Here is a 13,152-nt window from a genome sequence, read left to right on the forward strand (position 1 = left end):
AGCGGCTCCCCGAACCGGACATGGCGATCAGCGCTGCGGGCGGATCACCCGATGAGCCGATCTGACCGGATCCGGCGCTGTCGTGGAGGAGGCGCGCACAACAAGTTTGGGAGGAAACTGGATGTGCTGGTGATTGTGGTCAGAGCCCGCCTCCGCCTCCATGAGAAGCAGTCTCGCGGCACTGCGCCCGATACTTAACCGGGGTTGGCTGACCGACGTCAGCGGGACAGCCGCCGCGGCGGCGAACTCGATGTCGTCGTAGCCCACGATCGCCATCTGGTCGGGGACGGCAATGCCCCGGCTGGTCATCTGCTGCAGCACTCCCAGTGCCAGCAGGTCGTTGGCACATACCGTCGCGCTAGGACGACGGTTTACCGGCAACCCGCCAAGCCACTCACCGGCCCGGCGGCCCTCGGCGACGTTCGGAGCATCCGTGATCACATTGACGAGCGTTTCCTCGGCAAGCCCGAGACGGGCGATGCCGCGCCTGCAACCGAGCAGGCGGTCAGACACTTGGGTGATGGATAACGGCCCGCCGACGAAGGCGATGCGACGATGTCCCTGTTTGAGCAGGTGGGTGATGGCCAGGTCGCCACCCTGGACATCGTCGACGCCTACGCTGCACCAGTCGGCGGACTCCTGCGGTGCCCGGTCGACCAGCACGACCGGCACCCCGAGTGCCCGCAGCGCCAGCAACTTGGGGTTGGCGTAGTCCACCGCGGTGATGAGAGCCCCGTGCACCCGGTGCTGCAGCAGCTGATCGAGATACTCTTCCTCCCGTGCTGGGTCCTGGTCGCTGTTGCACAGGAACAGCGCGAAGCCCGCGTCGCGGGCGACCTCGTCGATGCCCCGGGCGACATCGGTGAAGAACGGGTTGCCCGCGTCGAGCACCACGTAGGCGAGCATGCGGCTGCCGCCTGAGCGCAGCTGGCGCGCGGACTCGTTGCGCACGAAGCCGAGCTCGTCGATCGCGGCCAGCACCTTGGCCCGGGTTTCCGGCCGCACGAGTTCGGGCCGGTTCAGGACATTGGAGGTGGTGCCGACCGAGACGCCCGCCCGCCGTGCGACGTCTTTGATACTCGCCCCGCTCATGCGGTCGCCCGGCCATGGCCGAACAGGTCGAGGCGTCCTGTGGTGGCGACGTTGGCGAAGGCGTAAGCGCTGGGCTTTGGCACGCGCCTGAAGTCGTTGTCGTGCTCGACGGCGATCAGCCCAAATTTGGGACCGTATCCTTCGCTCCACTCGAAGTTGTCGAACGCCGACCAGTGCAGGTAGCCGCGCACATCAACGCCTTCGGCTCGGGCCTGGGCCAGCGCGGCGAGGTGGGTGTGCAGGTAGTCAAGTCGTTCGGTGTCGTCTTCGGTGGCGATTCCGTTCTCGGTAACGTAAAGCGGCAGACCGGTTGCGCTGGCCCGGTGCAGAATCTGGCGCAGGCCGTCGGGGTGCACGGCCCAGCCCATCTGGGTCAGCTGCGAGCCTTCCGGTGGGTCCGCGAATATCGTGGGCGATGCCGGATCCACCCATTGCTTGCGGTAGTACTGCACCCCGAGCCAGTCCCCGCGATCGGGTCCGATGAGGCCCTCCAGGTACAGGTCGACGATTTCGTGTTGCATGACGCGGTGAAGCGCATGGCAGGCCTCGTCGTCGCGGATGGGGGCCAACAGGGGCAGCTGCAGCGCCAGTCCCACCGATGAGCTGCCGGATGCGCTGCGAATCGCTTGCACCGCAGCATGATGCGCCTGCAGCAGGACCCGGCCGACTCGCTTCCACAGGGTGGGGTTAGTGATCCCGGGCGGGTGGTAACCCTCCAGATAGCCGTGCAACGCGACCATTTGCGGTTCGTTGATGGTGCACACGAACGGCATCAGGTCACCCAGCTCCGCGGCGACGTGGTGACAGTAGCGGGCGAACAACGCGACGGCTTGCGGGCCGAGCCAGCCGCCCTGGGCGGCGAACCAGCGCGGCAGGGTGAAGTGGTGCAGGGTAACGAATCCGGTCAGTCCCGCGTCGGCAAGCGCGGCGAGCACCCGCCGGTAGTGCGCCATTGCGCCGCGGCTGAACTCACCCGGCGCGGGCTCGATGCGCGACCACTCCAGCGAAAGCCGGTGGGTATTATGGCCCAGCGCTTTGAGCAAAGCGAAGTCTTCCCGGTACCGGGAAAAATGATCGATAGCGTCCAAAGACGACTCACGGGCCGCGGAGCCCGGATCGTGTTCGAAATCCCACCAGTCGTTGTTGACGTTGCCGCCCTCCACCTGATGCGCGGAAGTGGCCGCCCCCCACAGGAAGTCGGCCGGAAAGTCGCGATCCACCAATGACTCCAATACGGCATGTGCTTGGTCTCCACGTAGCCACCCCGTGGAGACCAAGCACATTCCCTTAGCTCGGAACGGATACGAAGGTGAATGATCCGGGCGGCACTCGGTACACGGCGTAGTCACCGTCGAGCCGCACGAACTCGGCCCGGCGAGGCTCACGCACGACGCGCCCGCCTTGGCGCGGAACCCATATCTCGGCGGTGGTGTTGGGGGGCACGGACACCGAAAGCTCGAACCGGTTCGGCCCCTTGCTCCACTCTGAACGCACGATGCCTTGTGGCGTCTGATAGCTGCCCTTCACCGACGTCAGGTCGCCGACAATCTTCGGCTGGATGACAAGTGCCCGGTAGGCGATGGAGCCGCTCGCTTCGCGGATGCCGGCCAGGCCGGTGTGGAACCATTCCTCGATCTGCGCCAAGATCATGTGGTTCTTGGAGTCACCGAGGTTCCAGCGTTCGCCCATCGTGGTCAGACCGTTGGGGTTGGCGGTGGTCGATGCCATGAAGAACCCGTAGCTGGGCTGCTCATCTTCCTGTATCAGGTCCCACAGCACATCGTCGCGCCCACCGGCGGCAAGGGCCCGGATGGTCGGGGCCATGCCGATGGTGCCGCCGCTGAAGTGCGGGCCGTCGCCGGAGGGATGGAAGGCGTACACGAGCTCGACGAGCGCGTCGAGGACGGCCTGGCGTTCGGTGTCGGGCACCAGCCCGGAGTCGAGCGCGAGCGCCTGCGCCGCCTGGGTGGCGCCGGTGGTTCCCGCGTCGCCGTCGGTGGTGTAGCGGCGCAGGGTGGTGTTGTAGAAGTGCGCGTGGAACGCGGCCTTGATCTCCTGCGCCAGCGCCTGGTAGCGCTGGGCGTCGGCCTGGTGGCCGGTCAGCTGCGCCATCGTGGCCAGCTTGCTGATCATGATGTAGTAGCCCCAGGTACCGGTGATGCGGCCCGACGTCTGGTCGGCGGAGACCCAGTCGGCCAGGGCGGCGTCGACGATGTGGGCGTCGGCGCCCGTCCCCACCTTTTGACGCTGGACGTAATCCGCGAAGTCGATCATCTGGTCGTAATAGCGGCTCATCGTTTCGGTATCACCGTAAAGCTCATAGAGCATCGACGGCACGAGAATGATCGCGTTGCCCCAGTTGATCTCATCGCCGAAGCGGCCGGTGTAACCCCAGTCGTAAACGGGGGTTTTGAGCGCCACGTTGCCCGCCATGGGGCTGTCGGCGATGGACTGTCCCTCGACCAGATGATGGATAGTGGTTTTCAGGTAGGCCGCGAGGTCGTAGTTGCGGTGGATGGAGCCCATGGGCATCGTGTAGTCGGCCGGGTAGGACAGTTTCTCGCGCCCGGGGCAGTCGGTGAACGTCGACATGATGTTGCTCGCGAACGAGTACCGGGCCATGGTGTGGATGCGGTTGATGCGCGCGTTGGAAGTGGTGACCGTGCCGGCCGTGGGCGTTGCCGCCTGCAAGCGCAGGCCCTTGATGGTGTCCTTGGTGGGCACGTAGCCCTCGGGCAGCCCGGTCAGCTGGATCCACTGCATGCCGAAGTAGTTGAAGTCTGGCGTCCAAACCTCCCCGTCGACCAGTCCCGCGGTGGTGTAGGTGTTGAACAGATCCACCCCACGGCGCCCGCCGCCGCCCATCAGCGACTCCTGGTTCACGGTGCCGTCGGCGTTGAGCGACTCGGCCGGCGAAATCCGGATCGCGGTGCCGCCGGGAACCCCGCGGCCCAGACGCAGTTGCGGCCAACCAACGATGTTTTGCCCGAAGTCGAACACCCACGTGCCGGGCACCGGGTTCGTTACCGAAACGGGTGTGAACGTCTCCACCACTTTGACTGGTTCGGCGTTGCGGGCAACGAGCTTGGTGGCGAGGTTCGGCGGCGGGGCGATGCCCGCGTCGATCCAGCCCATGGCGGAGCCGTCGCGCCGTGTCGCCGTGGCCGAAAGGTCGGCGCGTGGCGCGTCCCAGCCGACTTGCTCGCGGCGCGCGTCGTAGTCGGCACCGGAATACCAGCCGTCGGTGACCAGAGCGCCCAGCGCGCTGCGCCAGCTGCGATCGGAGACGATGACCTCGCTGGACCCGTTGCTGTAGGCGATTTCCAGCCGCGCGATCAGGCGCGGGGTGACCGCCGCGCCTGCGCTCGGGTCGGAAGCGGCGATGTTGTTGCCCGAGCCGGTCACCGAGGCGCCGGCCGTGTGCGGCTTGGCCAGGCCGGGGGTGAACGTGATGCCGGTTCCGTCCGCGCCGGCCGTGCCGATCACCGTGATGGTCCGCGATTCGAGGCTGTCGCCGCCATTGCCCGTGTCGACGTTAATGGTGCCGCCGACGTGATAGTCGGCGACGCTGTCGAGTTTCACAGTCGTGGCGTTGGCCTCCGCGTCAGCGGCCAGGACGCCGTTTCCCTTGGGCTGGCTTTGCCACCAGGAATAGGGCGACGTCCGGCCGACGGCCGGGTTGGTGACGCTGCGGCGAACATAGGCGGTGCCGTTTCCCAGCTGGACGCCGAAAGTGTTGTCGCCCTTGCGAAGCTTGCCGGTGATGTCGTAGGTCCGGTACTCGCTGGACAGCTGGTAGTTGGAGTTTCCCGGGGCGAGCACCTCGTCGGTGAGTTTCCTGCCGTTGAGGGTCGGCAGCTGCAGGCCGACACCGGACAGGTACAGGCGGGCGTTGCTGACCTGTTTACGCGGGTCGATGCTGAACTGGCGCGCGAAGATCGGCATGGGCTGGGTCTCGGTCCGCCCCGGATACTCGATCCAGCGCGCCGCCCCCCAGTCGCTTTGCTTGAGCAGCCCCATTTCCCACGACGACGACTCGCTCCAATCAGATGCTTTGTGGTCAGCGTCCCAGACCCGCACCTGCCAGACCACCCGCTGGCGGGAAGCCAGCTGTGGCCCGCCGTAGCGGACACCCGACTGGATCGCCGAGGCGACCTTGCCGGAGTCCCAGATCAGCCTGCCCTTTCTCAGGTTCGCTTCGCTGGTCGCGGCCTGGATCTGATAGGCGGTCTGCCGGTCGCCCGGGCAGGCCGCTCGCGAAAACGGCCGATAGCAGGGGTGAGCCGCGGCATGCCTCGTCTCAGCCATCTGCCATCCCAGCAAGGGATTGGTGTTGTCGATGCCCAGCGCCCTGCCGTGCCTGCCGTCAACCCGAAGGTTGACGACTTCGACATGGGGTTGGCCTCCGACGGCGGCGGCCGGGGTGGCGTTGAGTGCTTGCGACATGACCAGGGTCAATGACATCCCCAGCCCGGCGAGCACGCGATGCGTGGCTGTCGACACGGTGACTCCTTCCTCGCCCGGCGCAATCAGCCGGGCGAGTAATCGGATTTCAGTGTTTTCTGGCCGGACAGCGGGGTCACCGGTCATTCAGGGCGACCTGGTGACCCCGCCCGGCCACGGAGACCGGCCGCGGGCGTGGCGGTCAGGCTCCGGCCTTGTAGTTGGTGTCCATGGCGGCGAGGACCTTGTCCGGTGTGGACTGTCCACTAAAGATTTCCTGCAGACCGCTGAGCATGGTCTGCTGCACCTTGGCGTTAGGCCACAGCTGGTCCATGAACGGGACAGTGCGGCCGTCGTTGATGAACTTCGCTACCTCGGCCAGCGAGGGATCGATGGTGTAGCCGGTGTTCGGCAGGGCCGGCAAGCTGCCCTGCTTCTTGTTGAACACGGACATGCCTTCCGGCGACATGATGTAGCTGATGAACTTGAGCGCGAGTTCCTTGTTCTTGGCCTTGGCGTTGACGCCATATCCGGCGCCTGCCGCGCCGGGGATGAAGAACTTGGCCGGATCGTCGGTGGCGGGCAACGCCTTGAGCACGAACGTGCCCGCGGGGTTCTTGCCCTTGAGCAGGGCGACCACCCAGTTGCCCTGGATGATGCCCAGCGTCTTGCCGGTCGCCGCGAGGTCCTGGCTGGCCTCATAACTGGTGCCCAGCCCGTTGGCCTGGAAGCAGCCGGTCTTTTCCATCTCGATGTACTTGGCCATCGCGGTGCGCCATTCCGAGTTGGCGAAGGTGGCCTGGCCCGCCTGCATCTTCGTGTCGAAGTCCTTGTCGGCGGAGTAGACGGTGGTGGCCACCAGGGCGTACAACGCGATCTGCGTCACCCAGTTGTCCTGGTTGCCCAGAGCGAAGGCCGGCGTTCCCTTGGCCGCAGCGGCCTTGCAGAAGGCCAGAAGTTCGGTCCAGGTGGTGGGCGCGGTCAGCCCGGCCTTGCTTAACGCCTCCTGGTTGTAGATGGCGCCGATCCCGTTGAGCCCGAAGACGGCGTTGTAGGTCTTTCCGTCGTACTGGGTTACTCCCTTGACGCCCGCGGGCAGCTTGGAGGCCCACGGCTGGCTCGACAGGTCGAGCAGGTAGCCCGGTTTGGCCAGAACGTAGGTGGCGCCAGGGTTTCCGTTGCCCGGCCAGACCGACATCACGTCGGGCGCGGTTCCGGAGGCCAGCTGAGTGCGGATCTGCTGCTGGTACTGGTCTGCGCCACCCGTGGTGAAGTTGACCTTCACACCGGGGTTGGCCGCCTCGAACGCCTTAACGACGTCTTCGATAGAACCTTGATCCACCGACGCCAGGGTCAGCACCTTGGAGTCGCCACTTTCGGCATCGGGGCCACCGCTACAACCGGTCAATACGGTGGCGGCTGTCAACGCCGCCAAGACGGCCGAGGGGATGCGTATGTTCATATTGTCTCCTGCGAGGAAAGAGAACGGTTTCAATCACTAATCGGTGAAGGTGCCGCCAGGCGCGACGGCGGTGAGGGTGTAGCGGCCGGACGTCAGCCGCAGGATTGCCCCCGCGGCTGACGCCTCGACCCCGAGAACCCCGGGCTGGTCCGCCGCGACCGCGTCGCTTTCGCGCACGCTGCCCGGCTCGGGTGTGGGGATCTCCAGTGATGCTGTGCTGCCGGGCGGCACGGTGACCGTCACCGTGATCCGGCCATCCGCGATCGACCATCCGCAGGCGACCTGCCCCCGCACGGTCTCCTGCTCTGCGCGGGCCCAAGTCAGCTTGCCGCCGGGCAGTGGCCGCAGCAGCAGCTCGCGATAGGCCACCGACCCGGACGCCTGGTCGATGCCGGCGACCCGGCCGAAAAGCCAGTCTCCGACGCTGCCGAGGCTGTAATGGTTGAAGGAGTTCATGGTGGCCGATTGGAATCCGCTGTGGTCGGTCCAGCCGTCCCAGCGCTCCCAGATCGTCGTGGCACCGTGGCGGATCGAGTACCCCCACCCAGGGAACTCCGTCTGGTGCAGCAGGGCGTAGGCCAGATCGGCCCTTCCGTGGTCGGCCAGGACCGGGCACAGCAGCGCCACCCCGACGAATCCGGTGGTGAGTTTGTTGCCCCGTTTCTCGATGTCGGCGGCCAGATGTTCGACCGCCTTCGGCACCAGTTCCTGCGGCAGGAGCCCGAAAGCCAGCGCCAGCAAATATCCGGTCTGGGTGCCGCCTTCGACCGTTCCGTCGTCACCGACGTAGGACTCGATGAATGCGGCGCGGATCGCCGTGTGCAGGGCCTGATGTTGTGCCGCCTGTTCGTGGCGGCCCAGCACCTCGGCGGCTTGCGCGACGATCTGCGTGCTGCGGGCGAAGTATGCCGTCGACAGCAGGTCTCGCGGGGTGGTGACCTCGAGCTGCAGCCAGTCGCCGTAGGAGTTTCCGGTGCGATGCCGCCACCGCAGATCGGGGTTGTGCCGCTTGATATGTGCGACCCAGGCCGCCATCGCGTCGAAACAGCGCTCAAGCACACGCCTGTCGCCATACGTGCGCCACAGATGCCAGGGGATGATCACGGCACCGTCGCCCCACGCGGGCGCCGCCTCGCGGCTCAGCGAAACGACCGGGGCGACATCACGGAACGCGCCGCCAGCGTCCTGCCCGTCGACGACATCGCGCATCCAGCGGGCGAAAAACGCTGACACGTCGGCATTGCGGCTCGCGGTCGGGGTGAATATCTGGGCGTCGGCCAGCCAGCCGAGGCGCTCGTCGCGCTGCGGGCAGTCGGTGGGCACCGCCACGAAGTTGCCGCGCTGCCCCCAGGCAATGTTGGACTGCAGCTGGTTGACCATCTGGTCGGAACACTCGAAATGCCCTGTCCACGGTGTGTCGCTGTGCAGGACACGGGCCACCACATCGGTTCCGGCGAGCTCACCGGGATAGTTGTCGACTTCGAGGTACCGGAAGCCGTGAACGGTGAACTGCGGCTCGAACACCTCGACCTGCTCGCCACCGGCGGTGTAGACATCGGTGGCCCGGGCACGGCGCAGGTTGTCCAGGTAAAGCTCGCCATCGGTGAGGATTTCGGCGTGCCGCAACACGATCCGTCGCCCAGCTGCAGCGTCTCGCACGGTCAGCCTGACCCGGCCGACCAGATTCTGCCCAAAGTCGACGATGAACCGCCCGGCCCCACGCCGGTTCACCTGCATCGCCGGCAGATCACGGGTGACGCGCACCGGATGGTCCGGCTCGGCCACCAACGGCCCGGGTTCGGTGTCGAGCACGGCCACCGGCTGGAAGCCGTCCCCGCCACCGGGGGAGTCCCAGCCGGCAACATGCTCGCGCGCGTCGAAGTGCTGACCCATCAGCAAATCGGCGGACCTGATCGCTCCAGGACTTTCAGCCCAGCCGCCGTCGGTGGCGACCACCCGCTGCGAGCCGTCGGCGAAGTCGATGACGAGCTGGGCCAGAAATCCCGGGCACTCACCGTAGTGCTGCGCCGGGCGGCGCGGGTCGAAGCCGACATGCCCGCACCACCAGCCGTCGGCGACGATGGCGCCCAGCGCATTACGCCCTTCCCGCACCAGGGAGGTGACGTCGTAGGTTTGGTATTGAAGCCTTTGCTGGTACTCGGTCCAACCCGGCGCCAGCTCGGCGTCGCCCACGCGCGAGCCGTTGAGCCGGGGTTCATAGATGCCGTGCGCTGTCGCGTACAGCCGGGCCCGCACCGGCGGCTGCGCCAATTCGAACTCGCGGCGCAGGTACAACGGCGGTGCCTCAAAACCGTTGGCCTCTTCGGGTTCGCGGTCCTGCGGCGGGTCGACATGGGGCAGGCTCGCCGGGTCACGGCCGATCCAGACCGCGGTCCAATCGTCGCGGCGCAGCAGACCGGTCTCGAACCAGCTCTGCGCCTGGCCCGCTGCGGCTCCCGTCTCGTCCCAGACCTCCACGCGCCAGTGGTATCGCGTGGCCGACTGCAGCACCGGGCCGTCCCACCGCACGAGCAGCCCATCGCCGGACTCACGCCGGCCGCTGTCCCACAGCAGGCGTGTCGCGTCGTCCAGATCGGCGACCCGTTGCGCGGCAGTGATTCTGTAGGCGCTCTGCGCGGCGCCGCGCCGGTCGCTTTGCAGCTTCCAGGACAGCCGGGGGTGATGCTCCCCCACCCCCAACGGTTCATGCCTCTGCTCGGTCTGCAAGCCGTAAGGGCGAAGCAGGTTCTGTTCCAAGGTGTGTGTCATCCCTTCAGTCCTCCGGCGAAACCGTTGATGATGCTGCGCTGCAACGCGAAATAGATGGCCAGAATCGGCACGATGCTGATCACCAATGCGGCGAAGATGAGGTTCCAGTCCGACACGTACTGCCCGACGAACCCGGCGATCGCCACCGGCATGGTCTGCTGCGCGCTGCCGCTCAGATACAGCAGCGGGGTGAAGAAGTCGTTCCAGACCGAAACCGCGTTGAGCACCAACGCTGTCACCGTCACCGGTTTGAGCATCGGGAACACCACGAACCGGAAGGCCTCAAGCGAGGTACACCCGTCAATGAGCGCCGCGTCCTCGAAGTCGCGGGGCAGGGCACGCAGGAATCCCACGTAGAGGAAGACGGTGAACGGCACCTGAAGGCCGGAGTAGAACAGGATCAGCGCCCATGCCGAGCCGAGCAGACCCAGATCGCGCATCGTCTGGTACAGCGGCAAGGTCGCGAGCTGGAAAGGCAGCACCAGCCCCAGCATGATCAGCAGGAACATCCCGCGCGACCAGGCGGCAGTCGCCCGCGCCAGCGGGTAAGCGGCCAGCGACGAGATGGCCAGCACGACAATGACGCTGCCGACCGTCACCAGCATGCTGTTGAGTAGCGCACCGCCCAGGCCGCCCTCCTGCCACGCCTGCGCGAAGTTGTCGAACGTGGGCGAGGTGGTCGGCCGGATCGGCGACGACGTGTCCGACGGCGCCCGCAGGGCCAGGTTGACCAGAACGTAAATCGGAAAGCCGATAACTGCGGCTATCGCGACCATGGCCAGTTCCAGCCCGAAGGTGCTCCAGCGATAGCGGTTCACGACGCTGCCCTCTCGTTGCGGGCCAGGAAGAAGTACTGCCCGGTGGAGGCGACCGCGACGATGATGGTGAGCACCACCGCGAGCGCGATGCTGTAGCCGAACTCCCCCAACGTGAAGGCGTCCTTGTAAATCAGCGTCGAGATGGTGTCGGTGGCGTGCCCCGGCCCGCCCCCGGTCAGCGCGTACACCTGGTCGAAAAGCTTGATACCGCCGATGATCGACAGCATCAGGTTGATGGTGAACGCCGGAGCCAGCAGCGGCCGGGTGACCGACCAGAACCGCCGCACCCGCCCGCCCCCGTCAATGGCTGCCGCTTCATAAATTTCTTTGGGTACCGATTGCAGCCCGGCCAGGAAGATGACCATCGAATAGCCGCCGAACTGCCACACGATCACCGCCACGATCGACCACAGCGCCAGCTCCGGATCGCCGAGCCAGTTCTGCCGCCACGAGTCGAGCCCCACCGCCCCCAGCAGGCTGTTGACCGCGCCCTCCGGCCCGAGCAGGTTGCGCCACAGGTAGGCGGTCACGATCGGGGTCACCACCGCCGGGGCGAAAAGGAACACCCGCAGCACATTGCGTGACTTGATGATGGTGTTCACCCCGAGCGCCAGCAGCAGCCCGAACCCGTTCTGGATGATGGTGATCGCCACCGCGATCAGCAGGGTGTGCCAGATCGCCTGCATCGCATCGGGATCGCTGGTCATGTCGGTGAAGTTGCGCAGGCCGATGAAGGCGTAGTTCGGGTCCAGACCGTCCCAGTCGGTGAAGGCGTAGTGCACGCCCCTAGCGCTGGGCACGAGGACGACGAAGGCGAACAGCACCATCGCTGGCAGCGCGAACCACCACGGCGGGCTGACCCGGCTGCGGCCGGGGGTGACGGCAATCGGATCGGGAGCAACCGGATCAGGAGCCTGAACGTTCGGGGCGTCTATCACTGGCGGGTCTACTTTCATTGAAACGTTTCAGTTCATGGTCGCGCAGAGCCAATGCCAACGCGGTACGACCAGGTCCCGCACTGCTTGGCGGATCGTCGTGACTCCGGGGGCAGTGCCGCTCTGCCAGGCGTCCAGCCAGGCACATTTGCAATGGGGAACGTTTTCCAAAATGTTTCGACCGACACTAGGAGGTCATGTCAGCGGCGTCAAGAGGTAGGCAAGATCCCCGGGGTGGGCAACGAACATCAACCGCCCTAGACTCTGGGCAACGTTCCCCGATAACCCGAGGTGATGGGATGGATCAGCCGTCAGCTCCGCGACGGATCACCATCGTGGATGTCGCTCGGCACGCCGAGGTCTCCACCACGGCCGTGTCCAAGGTATTGAACAATGCCTACGGGGCCAGCCCCGCGATGCAGGCGAAGGTGCGCAAGGCCATCGCCGAGCTGGGCTACCGCCCGCACGCGGCGGCCCGGGGCATGCGCGGCCAGACCTACACCATCGGCGTGATGCTGCCCGACATCCGCAACCCGTTCTTCCCCGACATCCTCGACGGGATGGAAGAGTTTCTTGAGGGCACCAACTACCAGGTGCTGCACGGAGCTGGCTGCAACGGCGAGGCGGCCGAAGCCCGGGTCACCGAAGCGATGATCGACCGCAGCATGGACGGCCTGGTGCTGATCGCGCCCATCTCGTCACGATCGCACCTGGAACACGTCGCCAGAACGGTGCCGACCGTGGTCATCGGCCGCCATGGGCAATCCGCCTTCTACGACACGGTCGCCGACGACGACCTCACCGGGGCCGCACTAATCGTCGATCACCTCGCCGGGCTTGGGCATCGCCGCATCGCCCACATCGAGCACCTCGAAACCGACCCTGCCCGCATCGCTGAAATGCCGAACGCTATAAGGGCCGAAGGCTATCGGCGGGCGATGCTGGCCAATGACCTCGCCGACGAAATCAACATTGTCTCCACCACCTACACCCAGGCGGGCGGCTACCGCGGCGCGCAACAACTCTTGGCCCGCGGCCAACGTCCCACGGCCATCTTTGCCGGCGCCGACATCGTGGCCATGGGCGTGCTCGAAGCACTCGCCGAAGCGGGCCTGTCGGTGCCTGGCGACATCTCAGTGGCCGGCTACGACAACACCACCTTCGCCTCCTTCGGCCCGATCTCACTGACCACCGTCGACCAAGCGGGCCACCAGATAGGCGTCAACGCCGCCCGGCTGCTGCTGGACCGCATCGCCGAGCGCAACAAGCCCTCGGCCCAGATCAAGCTCTCCCCCACCCTCGTGGTGCGCCGAAGCACCGCTCCTCCGCCCTAAAGCAGCCGCCACCTCGCAAACGGCGGGAGATTCGTTTCCTCGGCAGTGACCGCGCCCAGGGGCGAGGCGGCGCGGACGCCTCCGGCCCATCGCGCCGCATCCAGTGGATCGCATGCACGCCTTGGCAATGGTCCCATCGCGCTTCGTCCAATGGATCGCGTGCGCGCCTCCGCACTGGCCGCTCACGAGAAACGTGGCTATTGACCGATCCCCATGCGTTGTCCTAGTGTCATCACATAGGCGTTTATGAATCGATTCAAATCGCGCGAGCGGCGCAATAGTAGGCGTGGGCCGTCCTC

The 13,152-nt window shown here is 66.3% G+C and carries 8 protein-coding genes; 1 reads left to right on the forward strand and 7 read right to left on the reverse strand.

Going from position 1 to position 13,152, the window contains the following annotated elements; all coding sequences use genetic code 11:
• Window positions 1-27 precede the first annotated feature (27 nt).
• The 7 genes from Rhe02_RS01805 to Rhe02_RS01835 all read right to left on the reverse strand — a co-directional run bounded on the left by Rhe02_RS01805 (window position 28) and on the right by Rhe02_RS01835 (window position 11,522).
• Window positions 28-1,092, reverse strand: a complete 1,065-nt coding sequence (locus tag Rhe02_RS01805; protein ID WP_203906205.1) for a LacI family DNA-binding transcriptional regulator — start codon at window positions 1,090-1,092, stop codon at window positions 28-30.
• Window positions 1,089-2,312: a glycoside hydrolase family 1 protein gene (locus Rhe02_RS01810; protein WP_239123205.1), complete on the reverse strand. Its 1,224-nt coding sequence runs from the start codon at window positions 2,310-2,312 to the stop codon at window positions 1,089-1,091. Before Rhe02_RS01810 ends, Rhe02_RS01805 begins: the two co-directional genes overlap by 4 nt.
• Window positions 2,313-2,379: 67 nt before the next feature.
• On the reverse strand, window positions 2,380-5,595 hold the full coding sequence (locus Rhe02_RS01815; RefSeq protein WP_239123207.1) for an alpha-L-rhamnosidase: 3,216 nt from the start codon (window positions 5,593-5,595) through the stop codon (window positions 2,380-2,382).
• Window positions 5,596-5,737: 142 nt separating this feature from the next.
• A complete protein-coding gene (locus tag Rhe02_RS01820) occupies window positions 5,738-6,997 on the reverse strand; it encodes an ABC transporter substrate-binding protein (RefSeq protein WP_203906207.1) in 1,260 nt (419 codons plus the stop codon).
• A 36-nt stretch (window positions 6,998-7,033) separates the two neighbouring features.
• Window positions 7,034-9,766, reverse strand: coding sequence for an alpha-L-rhamnosidase (locus Rhe02_RS01825; protein ID WP_203906208.1), 2,733 nt, complete (start codon window positions 9,764-9,766; stop codon window positions 7,034-7,036).
• Window positions 9,763-10,584 (reverse strand): carbohydrate ABC transporter permease, encoded by an 822-nt coding sequence (locus Rhe02_RS01830; RefSeq protein WP_239123209.1) that lies wholly within the window; start codon window positions 10,582-10,584, stop codon window positions 9,763-9,765. Before Rhe02_RS01830 ends, Rhe02_RS01825 begins: the two co-directional genes overlap by 4 nt.
• Window positions 10,581-11,522, reverse strand: a complete 942-nt coding sequence (locus Rhe02_RS01835; RefSeq protein ID WP_239123211.1) for a carbohydrate ABC transporter permease — start codon at window positions 11,520-11,522, stop codon at window positions 10,581-10,583. Before Rhe02_RS01835 ends, Rhe02_RS01830 begins: the two co-directional genes overlap by 4 nt.
• 296 nt (window positions 11,523-11,818) lie before the next feature.
• On the opposite strand from Rhe02_RS01835, the gene Rhe02_RS01840 reads away from it, so the two are divergent.
• Window positions 11,819-12,853, forward strand: a complete 1,035-nt coding sequence (locus tag Rhe02_RS01840) for a LacI family DNA-binding transcriptional regulator (RefSeq protein ID WP_203906210.1) — start codon at window positions 11,819-11,821, stop codon at window positions 12,851-12,853.
• Window positions 12,854-13,152: the final 299 nt, after the last annotated feature.

This window comes from Rhizocola hellebori, assembly GCF_016862955.1.
Taxonomy (GTDB): domain Bacteria; phylum Actinomycetota; class Actinomycetes; order Mycobacteriales; family Micromonosporaceae; genus Rhizocola; species Rhizocola hellebori.

Coding starts and splice junctions, on each gene's coding strand:
- Rhe02_RS01820 (WP_203906207.1), bottom strand. CDS start 6,997: ATGAACATACGCATCCCCTCGGCCGTCTTGGCGGCGTTGACAGCCGCC.
- Rhe02_RS01825 (WP_203906208.1), bottom strand. CDS start 9,766: ATGACACACACCTTGGAACAGAACCTGCTTCGCCCTTACGGCTTGCAG.
- Rhe02_RS01840 (WP_203906210.1), top strand. CDS start 11,819: ATGGATCAGCCGTCAGCTCCGCGACGGATCACCATCGTGGATGTCGCT.
- Rhe02_RS01805 (WP_203906205.1), bottom strand. CDS start 1,092: ATGAGCGGGGCGAGTATCAAAGACGTCGCACGGCGGGCGGGCGTCTCG.